The sequence below is a fragment of the Actinomadura rugatobispora genome (assembly GCF_042656285.1).
Taxonomy (GTDB): domain Bacteria; phylum Actinomycetota; class Actinomycetes; order Streptosporangiales; family Streptosporangiaceae; genus Spirillospora; species Spirillospora rugatobispora.
In genome coordinates, this window is record NZ_JBHSON010000068.1 from 43,145 (window position 1) to 65,561 (window position 22,417).

The 22,417-nt window shown below is 75.0% G+C and carries 21 protein-coding genes and 1 pseudogene; 10 read left to right on the forward strand and 12 right to left on the reverse strand.

Annotated features, from left to right (window positions below; translation table 11 throughout):
* Nucleotides 1-21: 21 nt before the first annotated feature.
* The 4 genes from ACFPZN_RS37635 to ACFPZN_RS37650 form a co-directional block, all read right to left on the reverse strand.
* A complete protein-coding gene (locus ACFPZN_RS37635) occupies nucleotides 22-1,497 on the reverse strand; it encodes a sensor histidine kinase (RefSeq protein WP_378287279.1) in 1,476 nt (491 codons plus the stop codon).
* Nucleotides 1,497-2,219, reverse strand: coding sequence for a response regulator transcription factor (locus ACFPZN_RS37640; protein ID WP_378287280.1), 723 nt, complete (start codon nucleotides 2,217-2,219; stop codon nucleotides 1,497-1,499). Before ACFPZN_RS37640 ends, ACFPZN_RS37635 begins: the two co-directional genes overlap by 1 nt.
* 74 nt (nucleotides 2,220-2,293) lie before the next feature.
* On the reverse strand, nucleotides 2,294-3,649 hold the full coding sequence (locus ACFPZN_RS37645; protein WP_378287281.1) for a hypothetical protein: 1,356 nt from the start codon (nucleotides 3,647-3,649) through the stop codon (nucleotides 2,294-2,296).
* A gap of 89 nt (nucleotides 3,650-3,738) precedes the next feature.
* Nucleotides 3,739-4,737, reverse strand: coding sequence for a hypothetical protein (locus ACFPZN_RS37650; RefSeq protein WP_378287283.1), 999 nt, complete (start codon nucleotides 4,735-4,737; stop codon nucleotides 3,739-3,741).
* Between the two features lie 276 nt (nucleotides 4,738-5,013).
* Between ACFPZN_RS37650 and ACFPZN_RS37655 the strand changes: the two are divergent.
* The 3 genes and pseudogenes from ACFPZN_RS37655 to rsgA form a co-directional block, all read left to right on the forward strand.
* Nucleotides 5,014-5,469, forward strand: a pseudogene (locus ACFPZN_RS37655) (LLM class flavin-dependent oxidoreductase); the annotation flags it as partial.
* A 34-nt stretch (nucleotides 5,470-5,503) separates the two neighbouring features.
* Nucleotides 5,504-5,809, forward strand: coding sequence for a hypothetical protein (locus ACFPZN_RS37660; RefSeq protein ID WP_378287319.1), 306 nt, complete (start codon nucleotides 5,504-5,506; stop codon nucleotides 5,807-5,809).
* A gap of 223 nt (nucleotides 5,810-6,032) precedes the next feature.
* The gene (gene rsgA / locus ACFPZN_RS37665) at nucleotides 6,033-7,112 is read left to right on the forward strand and encodes a ribosome small subunit-dependent GTPase A (protein ID WP_378287284.1); all 1,080 of its coding nucleotides are present in this window, start codon (nucleotides 6,033-6,035) and stop codon (nucleotides 7,110-7,112) included.
* Between the two features lie 89 nt (nucleotides 7,113-7,201).
* Here the strand turns inward: rsgA and ACFPZN_RS37670 are convergent, their stop codons facing one another.
* Both ACFPZN_RS37670 and ACFPZN_RS37675 read right to left on the reverse strand, forming a co-directional pair.
* A complete protein-coding gene (locus ACFPZN_RS37670) occupies nucleotides 7,202-8,044 on the reverse strand; it encodes an ABC transporter permease (RefSeq protein ID WP_378287285.1) in 843 nt (280 codons plus the stop codon).
* Nucleotides 8,041-8,988 carry an ATP-binding cassette domain-containing protein gene (locus ACFPZN_RS37675; RefSeq protein ID WP_378287286.1) on the reverse strand — a complete coding sequence of 316 codons (948 nt, stop codon included), beginning with the start codon at nucleotides 8,986-8,988 and terminating at the stop codon, nucleotides 8,041-8,043. The genes ACFPZN_RS37670 and ACFPZN_RS37675 overlap by 4 nt, the downstream gene beginning before the upstream one ends.
* A gap of 114 nt (nucleotides 8,989-9,102) precedes the next feature.
* Between ACFPZN_RS37675 and ACFPZN_RS37680 the strand changes: the two genes are divergently transcribed.
* Nucleotides 9,103-9,909 (forward strand): TetR/AcrR family transcriptional regulator, encoded by an 807-nt coding sequence (locus ACFPZN_RS37680; RefSeq protein ID WP_378287287.1) that lies wholly within the window; start codon nucleotides 9,103-9,105, stop codon nucleotides 9,907-9,909.
* A gap of 13 nt (nucleotides 9,910-9,922) precedes the next feature.
* On the opposite strand, the gene ACFPZN_RS37685 is transcribed toward ACFPZN_RS37680, so the two are convergent.
* Nucleotides 9,923-10,786, reverse strand: a complete 864-nt coding sequence (locus tag ACFPZN_RS37685; protein WP_378287288.1) for an ABC transporter permease — start codon at nucleotides 10,784-10,786, stop codon at nucleotides 9,923-9,925.
* Nucleotides 10,783-11,823, reverse strand: coding sequence for an ATP-binding cassette domain-containing protein (locus ACFPZN_RS37690; protein WP_378287289.1), 1,041 nt, complete (start codon nucleotides 11,821-11,823; stop codon nucleotides 10,783-10,785). The genes ACFPZN_RS37685 and ACFPZN_RS37690 overlap by 4 nt, the downstream gene beginning before the upstream one ends.
* 84 nt (nucleotides 11,824-11,907) lie before the next feature.
* Here ACFPZN_RS37690 and ACFPZN_RS37695 point away from each other — a divergent pair, with 84 nt between their 5' ends.
* The 3 genes from ACFPZN_RS37695 (at nucleotide 11,908) to ACFPZN_RS37705 (ending at nucleotide 16,255) form a co-directional block, all read left to right on the forward strand.
* Nucleotides 11,908-12,510, forward strand: coding sequence for a TetR/AcrR family transcriptional regulator (locus ACFPZN_RS37695; protein WP_378287290.1), 603 nt, complete (start codon nucleotides 11,908-11,910; stop codon nucleotides 12,508-12,510).
* 6 nt (nucleotides 12,511-12,516) lie between these two features.
* Entirely contained in the window at nucleotides 12,517-15,261 is a 2,745-nt protein-coding gene (locus ACFPZN_RS37700) for an ATP-binding protein (RefSeq protein ID WP_378287291.1), read from the forward strand.
* Between the two features lie 76 nt (nucleotides 15,262-15,337).
* Nucleotides 15,338-16,255, forward strand: coding sequence for an NADP-dependent oxidoreductase (locus ACFPZN_RS37705; protein WP_378287292.1), 918 nt, complete (start codon nucleotides 15,338-15,340; stop codon nucleotides 16,253-16,255).
* Here the strand turns inward: ACFPZN_RS37705 and ACFPZN_RS37710 are convergent.
* Nucleotides 16,242-17,252, reverse strand: a complete 1,011-nt coding sequence (locus ACFPZN_RS37710) for a helix-turn-helix transcriptional regulator (protein ID WP_378287293.1) — start codon at nucleotides 17,250-17,252, stop codon at nucleotides 16,242-16,244. The two genes, ACFPZN_RS37705 and ACFPZN_RS37710, sit on opposite strands and share 14 nt — an antisense overlap.
* Before the next feature lie 63 nt (nucleotides 17,253-17,315).
* Here ACFPZN_RS37710 and ACFPZN_RS37715 point away from each other — a divergent pair, with 63 nt between their 5' ends.
* The 3 genes from ACFPZN_RS37715 to ACFPZN_RS37725 all read left to right on the forward strand — a co-directional run bounded on the left by ACFPZN_RS37715 (nucleotide 17,316) and on the right by ACFPZN_RS37725 (nucleotide 20,079).
* The gene (locus ACFPZN_RS37715) at nucleotides 17,316-18,491 is read left to right on the forward strand and encodes an epoxide hydrolase family protein (RefSeq protein ID WP_378287294.1); all 1,176 of its coding nucleotides are present in this window, start codon (nucleotides 17,316-17,318) and stop codon (nucleotides 18,489-18,491) included.
* A gap of 1 nt (nucleotide 18,492) precedes the next feature.
* On the forward strand, nucleotides 18,493-19,638 hold the full coding sequence (locus ACFPZN_RS37720; RefSeq protein ID WP_378287295.1) for a winged helix DNA-binding domain-containing protein: 1,146 nt from the start codon (nucleotides 18,493-18,495) through the stop codon (nucleotides 19,636-19,638).
* Nucleotides 19,639-19,716: 78 nt separating this feature from the next.
* Nucleotides 19,717-20,079 carry an antibiotic biosynthesis monooxygenase family protein gene (locus ACFPZN_RS37725; RefSeq protein ID WP_378287296.1) on the forward strand — a complete coding sequence of 121 codons (363 nt, stop codon included), beginning with the start codon at nucleotides 19,717-19,719 and terminating at the stop codon, nucleotides 20,077-20,079.
* Nucleotides 20,080-20,103: 24 nt separating this feature from the next.
* Here the strand turns inward: ACFPZN_RS37725 and ACFPZN_RS37730 are convergent, their stop codons facing one another.
* The 3 genes from ACFPZN_RS37730 to ACFPZN_RS37740 form a co-directional block, all read right to left on the reverse strand.
* Nucleotides 20,104-20,595: an SRPBCC domain-containing protein gene (locus ACFPZN_RS37730; RefSeq protein WP_378287297.1), complete on the reverse strand. Its 492-nt coding sequence runs from the start codon at nucleotides 20,593-20,595 to the stop codon at nucleotides 20,104-20,106.
* A 132-nt stretch (nucleotides 20,596-20,727) separates the two neighbouring features.
* Complete coding sequence (locus tag ACFPZN_RS37735; protein WP_378287298.1) at nucleotides 20,728-21,384, reverse strand: class I SAM-dependent methyltransferase; 657 nt, start codon at nucleotides 21,382-21,384, stop codon at nucleotides 20,728-20,730.
* A gap of 129 nt (nucleotides 21,385-21,513) precedes the next feature.
* Nucleotides 21,514-22,317, reverse strand: a complete 804-nt coding sequence (locus ACFPZN_RS37740) for a maleylpyruvate isomerase family mycothiol-dependent enzyme (RefSeq protein ID WP_378287299.1) — start codon at nucleotides 22,315-22,317, stop codon at nucleotides 21,514-21,516.
* Nucleotides 22,318-22,417: the final 100 nt, after the last annotated feature.

Sequence of the window (22,417 nt, forward strand, 5' to 3'; positions counted from 1 at the left end):
ATTAATCCCCGATGAGAAAGATCAGTCGTCCCGCTCGGGGCCGCCGGGCAGCCAGATCCGGGCGACGGTGCCGCCGCCCCCGGCCGGGTCCAGCCGCACCTTCCCGCCGCCCTCGGTGACGACCCGGTCGACGATCGACAGGCCCAGCCCCGAACCCGGCAGGCTCCGCGCCGACGGCGAGCGCCAGAACCGCTCGAACACGTGCGGCAGGTCCTCGGCCGAGATCCCCGGGCCGTGGTCGCGGACGCTCAGCTCGCCGCCCGCCAGCCGCACCGCCACCTCCCCGCCCGGCGGGCTGAACTTCACCGCGTTGTCCAGCAGGTTCACCACGGCGCGCTCCAGCGACGCCGGATCGCCGGTCACGTACCACGGCTCGATCCGCGCGTCGATGGTCAGGCCGGGGCCGCGCGGCCGGGCCCGTTCCACCGCGCGGGCCGCGACCTCGTGCAGCGCCACCGTCTCGCGGGCCGGCTCGGCCTCCTCCGGACGGGCCAGCTCCAGCAGGTCGCCCACCAGGCTGGACAGCTCCCGCATCTGCGTCCGGACGTTCACCATCAGGTTGTGGCGGGTCCCGGGCGGCAGCTCCCGCCCGGACGCCTCGGCCCGCAGCAGCAGGTCGATGTTGGTGCGCAGGCTGGTCAGCGGGGTGCGCAGCTCGTGCCCGGCGTCGGCGATCAGCTGCTGCTGGTGGTCGCGGGAGGCGGCCAGCGCCGCGGTCATGGTGTTGAACGAGCGGCTCAGCCGGGCGATCTCGTCGGCGCCCTCGGCCGGGATGCGGGTGTCCAGATCCTGGGTGCGGGCGATGTGCTCGGTGACCGCGGTCAGCTCGTCCACCGGCCGCAGCGAGGCCCGCGCGATCAGCAGCCCGGTGCCCGCCGAGGCCAGCACGCCCAGCGCGGCCACCGTCACCAGCGCCAGCGTCAGCCGGTTCAGCGGCTCCTCGACCTGGTCGAGCCGCAGCGCGAACGACACCGCCGCCCGCGTGCCGTCGGCCGCCACGAACGAGCGGGTGTGGACGCGCACGTCCACCCGCTCCCCGTCGGCGGTCACCCCGGTGCCGTCGTGCACGGCCGGCAACGACCCGCCCCTGGCGACCCGCGCGTCGGCGGCGGTGACGGTGAGCGACCCGGCGTTGGGCACGGTGCAGGGACCGCCCGCGGAGTTCACCAGCTGCATGATCTCGTACGGGCCGGGCGGCCTCAGCTGGGCGCTGGTGGTCGTCGCCGCCGGCGAGCACTGCTCCAGCGCCCCCGTCAGCTCCCACGAACGGCGCATGTCGCGCGGGGCGGCGCCGTCCGGCTCGGGCCCGCCCGGCAGCGGGTAGCCCCGCCCGCTGGGGGCGAGCGGACCGCCCATCGCCGCCAGCCGCCGGTCGAGCTCCCTGTAGAGCTGGTCGCGCACCAGGAACCAGCTGGCGATGGCGCACGCCGCCACCGCCACGGCGACCGCCACCGCCACCAGCAGGGACAACCGCCCCCGCAGCGACAGCCGCCTCATCACGACGCCGTTCGCAGCACGTACCCCACCCCGCGCACCGTGTGGACGAGACGGGCCAGCCCCCTAGCCTCGGTCTTGCGGCGCAGGTACATCACGTACACGTCCAGGGAGTTGGAGGCGGGCTCGAAGTCGAACCCCCAGACCGTCTCCAGGATCTGCTCGCGGGTGAGGACCTGCCGGGGGTGCAGCAGGAACATCTCCAGCAGCATGAACTCGGTGCGGGTCAGCTCCAGCGGCCTGCCCGCCCGGGTGACCTCGCGGGTGGCGGTGTTCATCCGCAGGTCGTCGAAGGCCAGGACCTCGCCCGGCCCGCGGCCCGCCGGGGCGGCCATCGCGCTGCGCCGCAGCAGCGCGCGGATGCGCGCCAGCAGCTCGTCCAGCTCGAACGGCTTGGCCAGGTAGTCGTCGGCGCCGGCGTCGAGCCCGGTGACGCGGTCGCCGACCATGTCGCGCGCGGTCAGCATCAGCACCGGCATGGTGGCGCCCTGGGCGCGCAGCCTGCGGCAGGTGGTCAGCCCGTCCATCCGCGGCATGAGGACGTCCAGCACCACCAGGTCGGGCATGTCGCGCTCGACCCGCTCCAGCGCGAGCACCCCGTCGGCGGCCTCGCCCACCTGGTAGCCCTCGAACTCGAGGCTGCTGGTCAGCGACTCACGCACCGCGGGCTCGTCGTCCACGATGAGTATCCGGGCGGGCGCCGCACCGGTGCTCCCAGGCTCCATGAACACAACGTAACCAGCGCTGACGTGCGGTCATGCCGCGCGAGCCCGTTTCTCATGGTTATTTCAGGAAGTTCTCAGGCCACCGGGCCGGGCGGGGCGGTGGCGGCCGCCCAGGGGTCGCCTTCGTCACCGTCGCGCTCGCCGTCGCCGTCGCCGTCGTCTTCGCGTTCGTCGTCGCGGGAGGCGGGCGCGGTCGGGGGCGGGCCGGCGGTCGTCATGAAGCCGGCGGTGGCCTTGGCCGCCCGGCCGAGCATGCCGGTGAACGACACCAGCACCTCCCCGGCCTCCTCGACCTCCCGCTCCGCCGGGCGCGGCACCGGCCCGGCCGCGGTGGTCCAGGTGGTCTTGGCGACGTCGACCACCACGTCCCGGGCCACCTCGAACATCAGCTCGCGGAGCCGCTCGCGCATCGCCAGCCTCAGCGCCTCGCGCATCAGCTCGGCCAGCACCGCCTCGACCGCGGCGGTCGCGGCGCGTCCGGCCAGGTCGCGGGCGGTACGGGCGACCGCGCTGCCGGCCACCGCGGCCAGCAGCCCGCCGGCCGACCGGACCGTGTCGCGCACCGTGTCGCTCCCGGCGGCCCGGGCGGCGACCTCGGTGGCCACCTCGCCGGCCACCTCGCCGGCCACCTCGGCGGCGGCGGCGGTCACCGGCGTCATCGCGGCGGCCTCGCGGGCCCGCCCGCCGACGGTGACGGCCAGGTCCCGGGCGGTGTCGCGGGCGGTATCCCGCACCACCCTCAGCACGACCTCGCGGCCCGCGTCCATCGCCACGTCGGTGGCGACGCCGGCGACCGTGTCGATGGTGGAGTCGACCACCGCCTTGGTGGCCGTCTGCAGCACCGGGGCGGCGACCGTGCGGCCCGCCACGTCGAGCGCGGTCGCGGTGGCGGCGCGGGCGAGGGGGTTGCGGGCGGCCAGCCGCGCCGCGGCCACGGCCATCGGATGCGAGGCGGCCTGCCCGGCGATGGTCATGGCGGCGGTGGTGACGTCCAGGGCGGCGCCGGTGACGGCGTTGGACTCGGCCGCGGCCCGCGCCTCGGCGACCGCCTTCTCCGCCGCCGTCGTGGCGATCTTCACGGCGGCCTCGCGGGCGGCCTGCTCCACCGCCCGCATCACCGGGGTGCCGGAGAGCTGGTCCAGGACGGTGACGGCGGCGCGGCCGGCGGCCTCGCGCGCGGCCTGCCGGACGGGGTCGCTGACGGTGGTGGCCAGCCGGGCGGCCTCGACGGCGGCCGGGCCGACGCCGTTCCACAGCTCCTCCATGCGCTCGGCCGCCGCCCGGTCGAGCCTGGCCGCCAGCGGCACCGGGTCGACGACGTCGCGGTCGGCGGCGCGGCCGGTGGTCCTGTCGGCATCGCGTTCGACAGCGCGGTCGACGTCGCGCGGCGCCACCGCGCCGGGCTTCTCCGACTGTTCCTCCACGGCCACGCCCCCACGATGGTCGGGTCTTTGACATCACCTTAACCGGCCCTGACGTGATTCATCCCTTTCGCTCTTTACCCGCAGAGGCCCCCGGCTCACCGGCCGCACTCCCCGCAGGCTCGACGGGTCAGCCGGTGGTAGCCGAACGCCGCCACCGCCATACCCGCCCCCCACGCCAGGTAGGAGGGCACCGCGAACCAGAAGAACGCCTCCGGCAGGTCCAGCCCGCCCGACGGCGGGAACGGGTTCCGGCCCTGCAGCCGCTCGGCGATCATCTGGAGCAGCATCAACCCGAAGTACACGACCAGGCCCGCGGAGATCCCGGCCGCGGGCCACAGCACCAGCCGCCGCGGCACCCGGCGTCCGGCCAGGCCCGGCACCCAGCGCGGCCACACCCGCCCCCAGGAGTGGACCAGCGACAGCGGCAGCAGGGTCCCGCCGAGCAGGAACCCCAGTTCGAACAGCAGCACGGACACACCCGAGGCAAGCGGGGACTCGTCGAAGCCGACCACCGCCTGGGCACCGATCCGCACCGCGCAGCCGGCCACCGCCCCGTAGGCCGCCGCGAACGCCCAGACCGGCGTGCGTCCGGGCCGCTCCGGTGCCTCCGACGGCCCTGCGCGCCCGCAGGCGGCGCATCCGGCCCGGGTGGCCCGCTGGTACGACAGCGCGGCCATCCCGACGATCACGCCGCCTCCCAGGCATCCGGCCCGGCTCAGCGCCCCCAGCGGGAAGAACTCGATGCCCAGCCCGGGCAGGATCCCGCCGACCACGTCCAGCAGCACCATCGCCGCGGCGGAGACCAGCGTGATCGCGGTCGCCCAGGACGCGAGCAGCAGCAGCCGCCGTACCGCCCTCGACGGCCGTGACACCGCCAGTGCCGCCAGCAGCGGCACGGCCGCCCCGCACAGTCCCACCACGCCCCAGCCGTTGAGGAACACCAGGTCGTCGCCGACCGGCGACAGCTCCGCCGGACGGTGACCGAGCCGCCAGTAGGTCTGCAGCGTCCCGTAGGCGATCAGCCAGGGAATGCCGATCGCCGCGAGGTCTCGGGGCCGGGGCCGCCGCAGCGGGATCATCGTCGTCGACGCCATGCGCTCGATCCTCCGGCGGCGGCGCCCCGTGCTCCTCCCCGCACCGGCCGATCTCGTTCCCCCGCGCGGGGGAACGCGCTTGACCTCGACTCCGCTTGAGGTTGCACCGTTGCACCGGGCCCCTGGCAGGGACGCCCGCAGCAGCGGCGACGTGAGAGGACGAACGTGAGCACCTTCGAGATCGGCGTGATCCTTCCCGGCATCGCCGTCCAGCGCGACGAGGGCGTCGACCTGGCCGCGGCGGCGCGGCACGCCGAGGACGCGGGGCTGGACGGTGTGTGGCACGGCGACCACCTGGCCGTGGGACGCCCCGTCCTGGACGCCCCGCTCGCACTGGCGGCCGCCGCGGCCGCCACCACCCGGATCAAGGTCGGGACCAGCGTGTTCGTTCCCGCGATCCGCCCGCTGGCATGGGCGGCCAAGCAGATCGCGACCCTGGCCCACCTGTCGCGCGGCCGGCTGGTCCTGGGGGTCGGGTCGGGCGGCGGGCCCGGGCAGTGGGCCGCCGCGGGCGTCCCGTACGGCGAGCGCGGCCGGCGCACCGACACCGCGCTGGAACTGCTCCCGCGGCTGCTGGCGGGCGAGGAGGTCCGGCTGCCCGACGCGTCCGGCGCGCCGCCGGTGAGGCTCGAACCCGCGGTCGACATGCCGCCGGTCTGGGTCGGGAACGCCTCGGCCGCGGCGATCCGGCGTGCCGCGCGGCTCGGCGACGGCTGGTTCCCCTCGCTGATCTCCCCGGACGAGCTGGCCGGGGGGCGCCGCGCAGTTGGCCGAGCAGGCGAACGCGCACGGCCGCCGGGTGCCCGTCGTCGCGATCGGCGGGACCTGCGCGCTGGGCACCGGCCCCGGCCTGCCCTCCCGAGAGGAGCTGGCGTCGGGAATCAGCGGCGCGTACGGCAGGCCGCTGGAGGAGGTCCTGGACGTCCCGCTCACCGGGAAGCCGGAGGAGGCGGCCGAACGGCTCGCGGCCTACCGGGCGGCGGGCGCCCGGCACGCGGTCATCGGCGTCGCCGGCCCCGGCTGGCACGCCCAGGTCGACCTCCTCGCGGAAGTGCGCGCCCTGCTCGCCTGAACCTCAGGGGCCGAAAACCGGTGGCGGGCCGAGGGAGGAGCCTGTAGCGTCGCGGACGGAACTGCGGAAGGACTGCGGGTCTCCGAGGGAAGGGGAGGTGGGGTGTATGGCCGTCGCGGCGGTGACTGCTGCGCGCAGCACTCCGGCCATTCCCATTTCCCGGGCCCGGAGCTGACGCCTTCACGGCCGTCGCCGGGCCCCTTCACGCAAGGGTTCCACTCCGTTGTTCTCTGCATCTTCGCAGGCCCTGTCCGCCTATGGCTGGGACGGGGACCTGGAGCAAGCCTTCGCCCCGTACCGTGAGACGGGGCTCGTGCCCGCCCGCATCGCCGCCGTCGACCGCGGCCGCTGCGATGTGATCACCGAAGCCGGACCGATGCGGGCCGACACCGCGCCGGTGGCCTCGCCCGACCCGCTGGAGTCCCCGTGCACCGGGGACTGGGCGGCGCTGCGGACCGGGGACCACCCGGCCGTCGCCGCGCTGCTCCCCCGCCGCACCGCCATCGTCCGGGCCGCGGCCTCGGGCGAGTCACGCGGGCAGGTCCTGGCCGCCAACGTCGACACCGTGGCCGTCACCGTCTCCCTGGCCGAGCCCATCGACCTGGGACGGATCGAACGGCTGCTCGCCCTGGCCTGGGAGAGCGGCGCCCGGCCCGTGGTCGTGCTGACCAAGGCCGACCGGCTCGCCGATCCGGCGGCCGAGCACGCGCGGCTGGAGGAGGTCGCCGCGGTCGCGCCCGGCGCCGACGTCGTCTCCTGCAGCGCGGCCGACGGCACCGGCATCGACGTCGTCACCGCCGTCCTCACCGGCACGGTCGTGCTGCTGGGGGTGTCCGGCGCGGGCAAGTCCACCCTGGGCAACGCGCTGCTGGGCGCCGACGTGCTCGCCACCGGCGCGGTCCGTGTCCAGGACGGCAAGGGCCGGCACACCACCGTGCGCCGCGAGCTGCTGCCGCTGCCGGGCGGCGGCGTGCTGATCGACACGCCGGGGCTGCGCGGCGTCGGGCTCATCGACGCCGCCGACGGCCTCCAGCAGACCTTCGCGGACGTGGAGGATCTGGCGTCGGACTGCCGTTTCAACGACTGCGCCCACGACAGCGAACCCGGCTGCGCGGTGCTCGCCGCGGTCGAGGCGGGTGAGCTGCCCTCGCGGCGGCTGGACAGCTACCGCAAGCTGCTGCGCGAGAACGACTGGATCGCCTCGCGCGGCGACGCCCGGCTGCGCGCCGAACGCGAGGGCCGGTACAAGGAGATCAGCAGGTCGCTGCGGCAGCGCTACAAGATCGAGGGGAAGAAGCGGTGACCCCCGGCAGCCAGCGGCAGGGCCGCGTCTGATCCGCCGTCCCGTTCCCGTCCCGTCCCGCCGGCCGTCCGGTCGGCGGGACGGGCCCCTCAGCGGCCCTTGCGCCGGTAGGTGCGGACCGACAGCGGGACGAACACCGCCAGCAGCACGGCCGACCACAGCAGCACGGCCGCCGTGGGATGCGCGACCGGCCACGCCGCGTCGCCCGTCGCCGCGCCCGGGTTGCCGAACAGCCCCCGGGACGCGGCGGTGAGCGCGCTGACCGGGTTCCAGTCGGACAGGAACCTCAGCCAGGCCGGCATGCCCTCGGTCGGCACGAAGGAGTTCGACAGCATGGTGAACGGCAGCGACAGCGGCACCAGATGGTCGGCGGTCTGCTCGTTCTTCACCACGAGCCCCAGGTAGCAGCCCACCCAGCTCAGCGCGTAGCGCATCAGGCACAGCAGCGCGAACGCCTCCACCGCCGGCAGCACGCCGCGGTGCGCCCGCCAGCCCACCAGCAGTCCCGCCGCCGCCATGATGCCCAGGCTCAGGAAGCCGGTGAGGACGTCGGCGCCGGTCTGCCCGAACGGCACCGCCGACCTGGCCATCGGCATCGCGCGGAACCGGTCCATCACGCCCTTGGAGGCGTCGGTGGCCACCTGCATCGTGAGGGCCATGACGGAGGTGAAGGTGACCATGGAGAACAGGCCCGGCATCAGGTACTCGCGGTAGTTCCCGCCGCCGGGCACCTGGATGGCGCTGCCGAACACGTACCCGAACAGCACGACCATGATGGCCGGGAAGACGAGCGCGCCGACCAGCGTGCCGGGCTCCTGGCGCATCCGGCTCAGCTCGCGGCCGACGAGGGTGAGCCCGTCGGCGAAGGTCCACCGCACCCGTTCCAGGACGGTGGGGGCGGCCGGGGCGGTGAAGGCAGGGACGGTGGTCATCGCACGCTCTCCTTGGTCTTTCCGGTCAGGCGCAGGAAGACCTCGTCCAGCGTGGGCCGGCGCACGCTCACATCGGCGGCGTCGATCCCGGCGCGGTCCAGTTCCCGCACGACGTCGGCCAGCCGCACCGTCCCCGCGAGGGGGAGGCTGAGGCGGCCGGTGTCCGGTTCGGTCTCCGGCTCGCCGCCGGTGAGCGCGCCCAGGACGGTGCCCGCCCGCCCCACCAGGGCCCGGTCCTCCAGCACCACGTCGAGCCGGTCGCCGATGCCGCCCTTGAGCTCGTCGGGCGTGCCGGCGGCGATCACGCGGCCGTGGTCGACCACGGCGATCGAGTCGGCGAGCCGGTCGGCCTCCTCCAGGTACTGGGTGGTCAGCAGCACGGTGGTGCCGTCGGCGACCAGGTCGCGGACGCTGTCCCAGATCTCGTTGCGGCTGCGCGGGTCCAGGCCGGTGGTGGGCTCGTCCAGGAACAGCACCCGGGGGCGCAGGATCAGGCTGGTGATCAGGTCGAGCCGGCGCCGCATCCCGCCGGAGTATCCGGCCACCTGGCGGTCGGCGGCCTCCATCAGCCCGAAGCGTTCCAGCAGCTCGTCGGCCCGGCGGCGGGCGTCGGCGCGGGACAGGTGGTAGAGCCGCCCGAACATGCGCAGGTTGCCGCGCCCGGTGAGCTTCTCGTCGACGGCGGCGTACTGCCCGGCCAGGCCGATCAGCGCCCGCACCCGGTCGGCGTCCCGGACGACGTCGTGCCCGGCGATGCGGGCGGCGCCGCCGTCGGGGTCCGCCAGCGTCGCCAGGATGCGGATCAGGGTCGTCTTGCCCGCGCCGTTGGGGCCGAGGACCCCGCAGACCCGCCCGGCGGGCACGGCCAGGTCGAGCCCGCGCAGCGCGTGGGTGCCGCCGAAGCTCTTGCGCAGCCCCTCGGCCACCACGATCGGTTCCGTCATGGACCCTCCACTGGGTACGTCGTACGCGGTTTCAGTGCCGGTAGGCTAAACAACTGGGTACGACGTACGCAACTGGGATTGGTGGAAGATTCGGGGAGGAGGAGGTGGGGCCGGGTGGCCGACGGCACCGAGCGGGGCGACGACACCGCGCACGGCGACAGCAGCGAGTACGTGAACATCTGGATGCGCCCCGAGCGCCCGGCCCGCGGGCCGCGGCCCGCCTACAGCCGCGCGCAGATCACCGAGGCGGCGGTGCGGATCGCCGACGCCGAGGGCCTGGAGGCCGCCTCCATGCGCCGGATCGCCGCCGAGATCGGCACCGGCGCGATGTCGCTCTACCGGTACGTGCCCGGCCGCGACGACCTCCTGGAGCTGATGATCGACCACGTCCTCGGCGAGCTCGACCTGCCCGACCGGCCCTCCGGCGACTGGCGCGCCGACCTGACCCTGCTGGCCGAGCGCACCCGGGCGATGCGGCTGCGCCACCCGTGGATGTCCGGAATGCGGCGCGCGCGGTCCTCCTTCGGGCCCAACCAGCTGCGGATGCTGGAGTTCGGGATGGGCGCGCTGGACGTCGGCGTCCCGATCGACGACATCATGGTCCTGATGGGCCTGGTGACGGGGTACGTGGACAACGCCGTCCAGGACGAGCTGGCCTGGGAGTCGGAACGGCGCCGCAGCGGCCTCAGCAAGGAGCACTGGATGGGGCGCAGCGCCGCCTACGTCCACCAGCTGATCAACAGCGGCAGGCACCCCATGCTCACCCGGGTCGTCAAGGACGCGCGGCAGCCCCACATGGACCGCGAAGCCGGGTTCCGGTACGGCCTGGACCGGGTCCTGGACTGCGTCCAGGCCGCACTCCCCTCCGTACCGGAGCTACCGGAGGTGCCGGACGTACCGGAACCCGGCGGCGGCGCGTGACCGCGGAGACCTGTCAGCGGTCCAGGCGGCGGAACCGGCGCACCGACAGCGGCAGGAAGACCGCGACGAGCGCCAGCGGCCAGAGCACGGCCAGCAGGATCGGATGCTGCGCCGCCCAGGAGTCACCGCCCATCCCGGGGTTGCCGAACAGCTCGCGGCACGCGGCGACGGTGGCCGACAGCGGGTTCCACGCGGCGATCGCCCCCATCCAGCCGGGCATCTGCTCGGGGGAGACGAAGGTGTTGGCGACCATGGTCAGGGGGAACAGCGGCGCCCACGCCGCGGCGGCGGCCTCGGGCCTGATCATCAGCCCGACCAGGATGCCGACCCAGATCAGCGCGAACCGCAGCAGCAGGAGCAGCCCGACCGCGGCCAGCGCCCTGACCGGGCCCTGGTTCCAGCGCCAGCCGACGACCAGCCCGCAGCCGACCAGGATGGCCAGCTCGAGCACCGAGTTGATCAGGTCGGCCAGGCTGCGTCCCAGCACGACCCCCGACGACGACATCGGCATCGAGCGGAACCGGTCGGTCACCCCGTAGGAGGCATCGGTGGAGACCGCGGTGAGCGTGGTGGCGACGCCGAACATCATGGCCTGGCCGAACATGCCCGGCATCAGGAACTCGCGGTAGTCCCCGCCGCCCGCCACCACCATCGCGCTGCCGAACACGTAGCCGAACATCAGCACCATCATGATCGGCCACAGCAGCTGGTAGGCGATCACGCTGGGGTTGCGCAGCCAGTGGATCAGGTCGCGGCGGGCCACCGTCCAGCCGTCGGCGACCGCCCAGCGCAGCCGGTCCGGTGCGGTCCGGGGCGGGGACGGCGGAACGGGCGGCGCGGGCGGGACGGGCGGGCTGGACGCGGTCAGCGCGGTCATGCCGCCACCTCCCGTCCGGTCCCGCCCGGGCCTCCGGCCGGCGCCGGGCCGCCGTCCGGCCCGTCCGGCGGCGCGTCGGCCGGGGCCGTGGCGGCGCCGTGGCCGGTCAGGCGCAGGAACACGTCGTCGAGGGTGGGGCGGCGCAGCGTCACGTCCTCCACCGCGACGCCGTCCTCGGCGAGCGTCCTCATGATCTCGGTGAGCGCCCCGATGCGGTCGCGGACCGGGGCGTCGACGCGCCGGGCGTCGGGGTCGACGCGCGGCTCGGCCCCGGTGACCCGGGCGACGACCTCGGCGGTCCGCGCGAGACCCTCCGGCTCGCGCAGTACCAGGTCGATCCGGTCGCCGCCGATCCGCGACTTCAGCCGGCCGGGGGTGTCGTCGGCGATCACCCGGCCGGAGTCGAGCACCGCGATCTGGTGCGCCAGCCGGTCGGCCTCCTCCAGGTACTGGGTGGTCAGCAGCACGGTCGTGCCGCCGTCGACCAGGGCGCGGATGGCGCGCCAGACGTCGTTGCGGTTGCGCGGGTCCAGGCCGGTGGTGGGCTCGTCCAGGAAAAGCACGCGCGGGGCCAGGATGAAGCTGGCGGCCAGGTCGAGCCGGCGGCGCATGCCGCCGGAGTAGTGCTTTACGCGCTTGCGCGCGGCCTCGGCCAGGCCGAACTGCTCCAGCAGCTCGTCGGCCCGGCGGCGGGCGGTACGGGCGTCCAGATGGTAGAGCCGCCCCCACATCTGCAGGTTCTCCCGGCCGGTGAGGATCTCGTCCACGGCCGGGTGCTGGCCGGCCAGCCCGATGCGGTGGCGGACCTCGGCGGACCGGCGGGCCACGTCGTACCCGGCGACGCGCGCCCGGCCGCCGTCCGCCCGCAGCAGCGTGCTCAGGATCCGGACGGCGGTGGTCTTCCCCGCGCCGTTGGGTCCGAGCAGGCCGCACACCGTGCCCTCGCGTACCGCCAGGTCGAAGCCGTCGAGGGCGGTGGTCGCGCCGAAGCGCTTGCGGACCCCCTCGGCGACGACCGCGGATGCCGTTGGCTCCACAGCGAGCTCCTTCTTTGGGACATTGATGTCCCATTTAGGGTGGCACGAATCCCATGATGGTTGTCAAGTGATACGTTTTGGCCGATGAGCACGACCGAGATCCCCGAGTCCGGCGCCCGCGGACGCACCCGCCGCGCGATCCTGGCGGCCGGCGCGTCCGTGCTGGCCCGCGACCACGGCGCGACGCTGGCCGACATCGCCGACGCCGCGGACGTCGGGCGCAGCACCCTGCACCGCTATTTCGCCGACCGCCGGGAGCTGATCAGGGCCGTCGTCGACGACTCCCTGGAGGCCCTCGAACGCGCCACCGAGGAGGCGCAGATCGACGACGGGCCTCCGGTGGAGGCGATGCGCCGGCTCATCGCGGCCATGGTCGGGGTCGGCGAACGGATCGTGTTCCTCTGGGGAGACCCCCGGGTGCTGGAGCAGTACGGCCCGCCCACCAGCGCCGACGCGGAGTGCGAGGGCGAGGTCCCCTCCGTCGACGACCCGGTGCTGCGGCTGATCGAGCGCGGCCAGCGCGAGGGCGTGTTCGACCCCGAGGTCCCCGCCCACTGGATCCAGCACGTGATCTGGTCCCTGGTCTTCACCGCGTTCGAGGACGCCGAATCCGGCGTGCTGCCGCGCCACGGCGTCACCTCGACCATCATCCGCACGTTCGAGAACGGCGTCCGGGTCCGGACCTGACCGGCCGTGCTCAGGGGACGCGACGCGCAGCGCGCCGAGCTCGCACGGCTCGCCGAGGCGGCCCGCGCCGGGCGCAGCGGCGTGCTGGTGGTGCGCGGCGAGGCGGGCATCGGCAAGACCGCCCTGCTCGACGAGGCCGCGCGCCAGGCCGCGCGACGGGACTCCGGCGGATCGGACGTGCCGCGCGTGCTGCGCGCCACAGGGGTCGAAGCCGAGGCGGCGCTGCCGTTCGCGGGCCTGCAGATGCTGCTGCGGCCCGTACTGCCGCGCCTGGACGCCCTGCCCGGCGCGCAGGCCGACGCGCTGCGCGGAGCGCTGGGCCTGGCCGCGACCGGGGGCGGAGACCGCTTCCTCGTCGGGCTGGCCGTCCTGACACTGCTGTCGGAGCTGGCGGCGGAACGGCCCGTGCTGTGCCTGGTCGACGACGCGCACTGGCTCGACCCCGCCTCCGCCGACGCCCTGGTGTTCGCCGCCCGCCGCCTCGGCGCCGAGGGCGTCGCGCTGGTCTTCGCCGCCCGGGACGGCTTCGACGCGCCCGGCCTGCCCGAGCTGGAACTGGACGGCCTCGGCCGCGAGGCCGCCGCCGGGCTGCTCGCCGATCGCTCGCCGGGCCTGGCCGCGCCGCTGCGCGACCGCATCCTGAAGGAGGCCGCCGGCAACCCGCTCGCGCTCATCGAGCTGCCCGCCGGGCTGAGCGAGGAGGAGCGGTCCGGGCGGGCGTCCGCCCCGGCGGCGCTGCCGGTGACCGGCCGGGTGCTGGCCTCCTTCGGCGTTCAGATCGACCGGTTGCCCGAACCGTCCCGGCTGGTCCTGCTGGTCGCCGCGGCCGAGGGCGGCGGCGAGCTGGGCACCGTGCTGCGCGCCGCCGGGCAACTGGGCGCCGGCGCCGCGGACCTCGCCCTCGCCGAACGGGCCGGGCTGGTGCAGGTCACCGCCGTGTCGGTCGCGTTCCGGCACCCGCTCGTCCGCGCCGCCGCCTACCAGGGCGCCCCGCTCGCCACCCGCCTCGCCGCGCACCGCGCCCTCGCCGCGGTCCTCGACGGCGACCGCCGCGCCCTGCACCGCGCCGCGGCCTCACCCGTCCCGGACGAGTCCGTCGCCGCCGAGCTGGAGCGGACCGCCCAGCGCGCCCGCGACCGCGGCGCCCTGGCCTCCTCCCCCGCCCTGTACGAGGAGGCCGCGCGGCTGAGCCCCGGCGGCGGCGACCGCGCCCGGCGCATGACCCGCGCCGCTCAGGCCGCGATCACCGTCGGCCGCACCGAGCAGGCCGGCGCGCTGGCGGAGCGGGCGCTGGCGATGACCGGCGACCCGCTGCTGCACGTCGGCCCGACCATGGTCCGCGCGACCGTCGAGCACGAGCGCGGCACCCCCGGCGGCAGCGCCCGGCTGCTGGCCGGCAGCGCCGAGCCGATCGCCGGCGACGATCCCGGGCTGGCGCTGACGCTGCTGGTCATCGCGGCCGGCAACGCCTGGTCGTCCGCGGAGGAGGCGGCGCTGCGCCGGGTGGCCGGCCTGGCCGCGGACCTGATGCCCCGGGTTCCGGGCGCCGCTCCGGTCGCCGCCGCCCTGGTGGCGCTGGAGCGGCTGGCGGCCGGCGACCACGCCGCGGCGCTGGCGCCGCTGCGCGACCTGGTCGGACGATCCCGGGCCGAGCCGCACGAGAGCCTGATCGTCCGCCTGTTCGTCATCAACCTCGCCCTGCTGCTGGGCGACGACGCGGCCGCGGCGGAACTGGCCTCCGGCGACGCCGCCCGCAGCCGCGGCCTGGGGCTGGCCGGGGCGCTGCCGCTCACCCTCCAGATGCTCGCCCAGGCCCAGGCCGCCGCCGGCCTGCACCGCGACGCCAGAGCGGTCGCGGCCGAGGCCCTCGGGTTCGCCCGCGACACCGGGCAGAGCCACCGCGAAGGCCGGATCGCCGCGGTCACCGCCCGCCTCGCGGCCATCGAGGGCGATGCCGAGGGCTGCCGTGAACTGGCCGGACGCGCCCTCGCCCGGGGCGACGGCCATGACGAGGCCGCGGCCGCCGCGGGCTGCGCGCTGGCCCTGCTCGACCTCGCGCAGGGCCGGTACCAGGAGGCGCTGGACCGGCTCGCGGAGATCGTCCAGGGGCCCGCCCGGCACACCGCGGCCGTCCGGTTCGCGACCGGGGACCTGGTGGAGGCCGCCGTGCGGGCCGGGGCTCCCGGACGGGCCGACGGGCCGTTCCGGCGGTTCGCGGCCTGGTCGGAGGCGGCCGGGCCGCCGTGGGCCCGGGGCGTCACGCTGCGCTGCCGCGCCCTGCTCGCCCCGCCGCGCGAGGCGGGCGGGCTGTTCGAGCAGGCGGCCGCGGCACACCGCGAAGACGGCGGGAGGCCCTTTGAACGCGCCCGTACCGAACTGCTCCACGGCGAATGGCTGCGCCGGGCCAGGCGCCGCACCGACGCCCGCACGCCTCTGCGCTTCGCGCTGGCCGCCTTCGAGCGGCTCGGTGCCGCACCGTGGACCGAACGCGCCCGCGCGGAACTGCGCGCCAGTGGCGAGACCGCACCCGAGAGCACGGCCGCGGAGGAGCGGCTGGCCGCGCTCACCCCGCAGGAGCTCCAGATCGTGCGGCTCGCGGCGGGCGGGGCGAGCAACCGCGACATCGCCGCGCGGCTGTTCCTCAGCCGCCGGACCGTCGAGTACCACCTCTACAAGGCCTATCCCAAGCTCGGGATCACCTCCCGCGCCGAACTGTCCCGCTTCACCGCCCCGGTGCCGCCACTACCGTGATTCCACGGATTCGCCCGTGCCGACCCGCCTCCTAGCCTCCTCACCAGTGGTTCAACGCTGAACGAAGGAGCCGGAAATGAGCAGGGCGATCGCTTTCCACGAGCCGGGCGGACCCGAGGTACTGCGGCTGATCGAGGTGCCCGACCCGCAGGCCGGGCCGGGCGAGGTGCTGATCCGGGTGAAGGCCGCGGGGGTGCAGCCGTTCGACGTCGCGGTGGTGGAGGGCTGGCTGCCCGCCGGGGCCGAGGCCGCCTACCCGCGGATCCCCGGCAACGAGTTCGCGGGCGTGGTGGAACGGACGGGCGAAGGCGTCGCCGGATTCGCGCCCGACGACGAGGTGCTGGGTTTCGGGCTGCTGCAGGCCTACCAGGAACGGCTCGTCATCCCCGCCGACCAGATCACCGCCAAGCCCCCGTCGATGCCCTGGGAGGTGGCGGGCGGTTTCAGCGCCGCGGCGCAGACCGCGCACATCGCGCTGGGAGAGCTGGCGGTCGCCTCCGGCGACACGCTGCTGGTGCACGGCGCGGCCGGGGCGGTCGGCACCGTCGCCGTCCAGCTGGCGCGGCTGGCGGGCGCCACCGTCATCGGCGCGGCCCGCGAGGCGCACCATGACTACCTGCGGTCGCTGGGCGCGCTCCCCGTCGGCTACGGGCCCGGCTTCACCGGACGGGTGCTGCGCTCGGCGCCCGAGGGCGGGGTGGACGCCGCGCTCGACGGCGTGGGCGGCCACGCGCTGGAGGCGTCCCTGGACCTGGTCAAGGACCGCGCCCGGATCCTCACCCTGGTCGAGCACGGCAAGGCGGGCGAACTGGGCATCCGGGTCACCCCGCCCGCCCGCTCGGCCGCGCGGCTGGCCGGGCTGGCCGACCTGTACGCGCGGGGCGACCTGACGGTGCACGTCCGCGAGACCTTCCCGCTGGAGCGGGCCGCCGACGCGCACCGCGCGTACAAGGCCGGGAACATCCACGGGAAGATCGTCCTCACGATGGACTGACACCGCCCGGCGGCACCGGCGGCCCGGCCGGGCCGGGCGCCCCCGCGGCGCGGGCCGCGCGGGCGCCCAGCTCGCGCAGGTACTCGATCAGCTCCGGCGGCTCGTGCACCTCGAACTCGCAGCCCAGCATGATCAGGCGGCTGGCCAGCCACTCCAGCGTGTCGGCGTGCCCGTTGAGGCGGCAGCGGTGCGCGTCGATCGGCTCGATCTCCTCGGGGCTGTCGCCCAGCCGCCCGCGCACCCGCTCGGCGGGCAGGTGGAGGGTCGCGACCGCCCGGTAGGTGGGCGCCAGCGAGTAGATCCGGTCGAGGACGAAGGCGGCCGCGTCCCGCCCGGGCGGTTCGCGCGGCTCGAACCGCTGCCCGACGGGACGCGGCTCCGCGACCCGGTCGACCCGGAAGATCCGCCAGTCGTCCCGGTCGTTGTCGAAGGCGACCAGGTACCAGCGCCGCCCCGCCGGCACCAGCCGGTGCGGCTCCACCAGCCGCCGCGACGCGGCCCCGTCCACCGACTCGTAGGCGAAGCGGAGCCGCTCCCGGCCGGCGGCGGTCGCCGCCAGCACCGCCAGCGTCTGCGGGTCGACCCTGGGGCCGTCCCCCCACTCGGGCAGCGGGACGGTGACCGCGTTCAGCGCGGCGACCCGCCGCCGCAGCCGCGACGGCAGCACCTGCTCCAGCTTGGCCATGGCCCGCAGCGACGCCTCGCCGATGCCCTCGACCGCGTTCCCAGCCGCGGTGCGCAGCCCGACCGCGATCGCCACCGCCTCCTCGTCGTCCAGCAGCAGCGGCGGCATCGCCGTGCCCGCGACCAGGCGGTAGCCGCCGACCGGGCCCATCGTGGCCTGCACCGGATAGCCCAGGTCCCGCAGCCGGTCGATGTCGCGCCGGACGGTGCGGGGGCTGACCCCGAGACGTTCGGCCAGTTCGCCGCCGGCCCACTCGCGCGGTGTCTGCAACAGCGACAGCAGGCTCAGCAGCCGTGCCGAGGTGTTTCCCATGCCGTCGAGGATGCCCGAAGTCGCGGACAGGAACTGACCTAGATGCCGTCTAGCGTGCCGGGCATGACGACGAACACCGGGGTCAGCCCGTTCCGCATCGACATCCCGCAAGCCGACCTCGACGACCTGCACGACCGCATCACCCGGACCCGCTGGGCGCGCGCCCTGCCCGGCGAGGACTGGAGCCGGGGCGTGCCGGTCGGGGTCCTCAGGGAACTGGCCGAGTACTGGCGCGACGGGTTCGACTGGCGGGCGCAGGAGGCGCGGCTGAACGGGTTTCCCCAGTTCACGACCGAGATCGACGGGCAGGACGTGCACTTCCTGCACGTCCGCTCGCCCGAGCCCGGCGCGCTGCCGCTGGTCCTCACGCACGGCTGGCCCAACTCGTTCGTGGAGTTCACCGACCTGATCGGCCCGCTCACCGACCCGCGTGCCCACGGCGCCGACCCGGCGCAGGCCTTCCACGTGGTGGTGCCGTCGGTGCCCGGCTTCGGCTTCTCCGCGCCGCCGCGCGAGACCGGCTGGAGCGTTGACCGCACCGCCCGGCTCTGGGCGGAACTGATGGCCCGGCTCGGCTATGACCGGTACGGCACCCAGGGCGGCGACCTCGGCGCCTACCTCGCCCCCGCGGTCGCCAGGGCCGACCCCGCCCACGTCGTCGGCGTGCACATCAACGCGGGCTTCGGCATGCCCACCGAGAAGGACGTGCCGGAACTGACGCCCGACGAACTCGCCCAGTACCAGGAGATGCAGAAGTGGATGGGCGGCGTCGACCACCACTCGCTGCTGCGCGCCGCACCGCAGACCTTCTCCTACGGCTGGAACGACTCCCCGGTCGCGCAGCTGGCCTGGCTGCTGCACAAGTTCAAGGAGTTCGGCATGTCCGTGTCGCCCGCCAAGGGGGCTGAGGCCGGGCAGGCCGGCGCAGAGGCCCTGTCCTGGGAGACGGCGCTCGACCGGGACCTGTTCCTCACCAACGCCACCGTCTACTGGCTCACCGGCACCTCGGGCACGTCATCCTGGTTCATGTACGACACCACCGAATTCGCCTGGCCCGAAGGGCAGACCGCCGTGCCGACCGGAGTGTTCGAGGGACCGCCCGCGATCCGGCGCCTCGCCGAACGCGACAACACCATCATCCACTGGCCCGAGGGCAACGCCGCCGCGCACTTCGCCGCCATGGACGCCCCCGCGCTCCTGGCCCGCGAGATCCGCGCCTTCTTCGGAAAGGTCCGCTGAGGTGACCGTGCGAATGACCTGGGACGAGGTCCGCGCCCGGCGGCTGGAGCGGCACGCGCTGTCGGCCCCCTCCACCGGGGCGCGGCCCGCCGGGATCGTGACCGCGATGGCGGGCGTGCACGCCCAGGTGCTGTCGGCGGCCGAGCTGGGGATCGCGCTCCGGATCGAAGGCGCTACCCGGCTCGACGTGCGGGAGGCGCTGTGGGGCGACCGCAGCCTCGTCAAGACCTACGGGCCGCGCGGCACCGTCCACCTCCTGCCCGCCCGCGACCTGGGCATGTGGGTGGGGGCGCTGACGGCACTGCCGCAGGCGAACACCCCTCCCCCCGATCAGCGGCTGACGCGGGCGCAGACCGACGAGATCGTCGCGGCGATCGGCGACGCCCTCGCCGACGCCGAGCTGACCGTGGACGAGCTCACCGACGCGATCGTCGAACGCACCGGCCCGTGGGCGGGGGAACTGACGATGCCGGCCTTCCAGGGCATGTGGCCGCGCTGGCGGCAGGCCCACCACGAGGCGGGCATCAGGGGCGTCATGTGCTTCGGCCCCAACCGGGGCCGGAAGGTCACCTACACCAATCCGCACCGCTGGCTGCCCGGCCTGCGGCCCATGGACGCCAAGGCGGCACTGGGCGAGCTCGTGCACGCCTACCTCCACGCCTACGGGCCGTCCACGCCGCAACGCTTCGCGCACTGGCTGAGCACGCCGGTGACCTGGGCGAACGAGCTGTTCGACGCGCTGGGCGGGCGGCTCGAACGAGTCGAGGTCGAGGGCGCCGCCGCCTGGGTGAGCGCAGGGGACACCGCCGCGCCCGCCACCTCCCCGAGCGGCGTGCGGCTGCTGCCCTACTTCGACACCTACGCCTACCGGGTCGGCAACCAGCCGCCCGAGTTCCTCTACCCCGGCAAGGCCGCCGAACGGGTCCTGGGCGGCAACTTCCAGATGCTCCTGCTGGACGGCGAGGTGGCGGGGCTGTGGCACCAGCGCCGTTCCGGGCGCAGGCTCGCCGTCACCGTCGAGCCGCTGGTCGCCCTCTCCCCCGCGCGGCGCGAGGAACTGGACGCCCAGGTCGAGCGCGTGGGAGAGATCCTCGAGGCCAGGCCCGAGCTGACCATCGGCACGGTCACCGTGGGCGGCCACGCCTGATCGCCGGTTGACCTCAAGGGCGCTTGAGGTCGCAGGATGGCCGTCGACACCGATCACCGTCCCGAACGAGGTGCGCCCGTGACCGCCGACCCCGGCTTCTACTCGATCATCGACTACACCGTCGACGGCCCCGACACCCAGCGCGACCTGGTCGAGGCGTTCGCCGAGATCCAGGAACGCTGGGTGCGGTTCTACCCGGGCTACCGTTCCGCCCGCTTCCTGGTGGGCGTGGAGGGCACGCGCGTCTACAACGTGGTCCACTGGGCCAGCGAGGCCGACTTCCGGCACTTCGAGGAGGTCTCCGACACCGAGGGCCGGATCGCCGCGATCCAGCAGGCCCTGAACGGGCTCAAGGGGAAGGCCGAGCCGCGCATGACCGAGTCCCCGCGCTACACCGTGGCGCGGGAGGTGGGACCGGGCCCGCGCAAGACCGGCTCCTGACGGGCACCCGCCGGCCCCGGGCGGTCAGGGCATGGGGGTGAGCAGTTCCTGGAGCCGGTCGAACTGCTCGAGGACACCCTTGGTCATCCCGACCGACACCGCGTAGTCGAGCACCTCCTCCGAGGGGAACCTGGCCTGGTAGCGCATGCTCGTGCCGCCCTCGACCTCCTCGAAGGTGACGGTCTCGACCGCGGGCGGCTTCTCGGGCTCCGCCCCGGCCGCCGCCTCGGGGGCCGAGGTCCGCACGAACCGGGCCGGCGGGTCGACCTCCAGGAACTCGCCCGTGAAGACCACGGTGGCCCCGTCGCCGATCCGCCACCGGCCGCCGGGCCGCACGTCCATCTCGGTGACCTCGGCCGTCGTACCGTGCGGCCCCCACCAGTGCGGAATGTGCTCGGCCGAGGTCATCGCCGCCCACACCAGGGCGGGCGGCGCGGGGAACACCCGCTCGACGATCAGCTCGTCTCCCTCGGCGACGACACCGGTCCGCTCGTCGCCCAGCTCATGTCTCGCCATCGTGCCCTCCTTCCGTCCACCCTCTGACCTGCTCGGCGGCTCTCCCGGTTACGCGCCGGGACGGAAAACTTTGCGTCATCGTCCCGAGCGTCACCGTGACCCTTTCGGAGGCCGGGGCGGTGACGGTCGGGTTCAGTCCTTCGAGCGCCTGATCCGGACAACGTTGTCGGTGCGGGTGCCCTGCTCTCCGTCCGGGGCGGTCCATTCGCGCGTCACCGATTCGCTCACCTCGACCTCCCAGCGGCCCTCCTCCAGGTCGAAAGAGTCGATCATCTCCGTGAGCGTCGGGAAGTGCGCCTCGTGGTCGCGGTGGCGTTCCGTCGAGGCGAATCCGGCGTGCCCGGCCACCAGCAGCACGCCGCCGGGCGCGACGGCCGCCGCGGCCGACCGCATGATCCGCTCTTGCGGCAGTTCCACCGGGGAGTGCAGGAAGTGCGCGCAGACCAGGTCGAACGAGCCGGCGGGAAAGGAATCGCCCAGGTCGTGCCGCTGCCAGTCGATCGCGTCGGCCACCCCGGCCTCGGCGGCGTGGCCGGCCGCCCGCTCCAGGGCCACGGCGGAGATGTCGGCCGCGGTGACCCGCCAGCCGCGCGCCGCCAGCCAGATCGCGTCGCCGCCCTCGCCGCAGCCCAGGTCCAGCGCCGTGCCGGGCGGCAGGTCCGCCACCTCGCGGACCAGCAGCGGGTTGGGCCTGCCGCTCCAGATCCGGTCGCTCTTGCCGTAGAACTCCTCCCAGAACTGCTCGGCCGTCTGCTCGGCCGTCTCGTGGGCCGGGGATCCCTCTGTCATCGTGCGCCCTCTCCGCTCGAACACCCGGGGCGCCGGCACGGCGCCCCACCGGGTGACAGCCTGCGCGAGATCCGCGCTAACGACAAACTTCTTTGCCGTTTCAGCAAAAGGGGCCGCCTCCGGCGGGCCTCACTCGTTCAGCCAGGACGCCGAACGATCGAGCCACAGGTCCAGCAGCGTCCGGTCTCCGAAGATCTCGACACCGCCGGCGGGACGCCCGTACAGCAGCATCACCAGGTCGGTCAGTGGACCGCGCGCGGCCACGGCGGCCTTCTGGTGGGCGTGCCGCCAGACCGGGCGGTCCCCCGTAAGGTCGACCAGCCACTCGCCTGCCGCGCCCGGGGAGGTGCCGGTCGCGTGGAAGTGCAGCGTGCGGCCGGGGCCGAGCAGCGCGGGACGGCCCGGAGCCTCCCGGTAGGCCTCCGGGGACGTGCCGTACTCCATCCACTCGTCCAGCATGCCGAGGGCGACGTCCTCGTCGAGTGTGTACGCGGCGCCGGTGACCAGTGCCGCGTCGGCCCTGGTCACGGCGGTCTCGAACGCCATGCGGCGGGCCCAGAACGCGGCTGAGGCCACGCCCGGCACCGGTGTCCACACCTCGGCTTCGGGGCCCGCCGCGGCCAGCGTCTCCGCCAGCCGTTCGGCGCCCTCGGCCAGCCGGCCGTCCAGGGCGGCCGCATCCTCGTCGGCAGGGGCGGACTCGTCGTCGTCCCGGCCCTCCGGCGGCGTCCCGGCGGCTCGGGTGCGGACCACTTCCTCGGCCCGGCGGTGGGCGCCGCCGAGGTGCCGGAGCAACCGGCCGAGGGTCCAGTCCGGGCGGGTGGGCACCGGTGCCGTCAGATCCGCGCTGTCGGGTTCCTTGACGGTCTCCCTCAGCAGTTCGGTCTGGCGGACGATCTCGGCGCGGTGGCGGTCGAAGCTCAGTGGCGGCATGGCACACCACGCTAGCGATGCGGCGCCGCCCCGATCTCACCGTGCTTCCTCCCCGTCTTGAGACTTTTGCCCGCAGCTACCGGCAAAGCCCCAGGGAGAC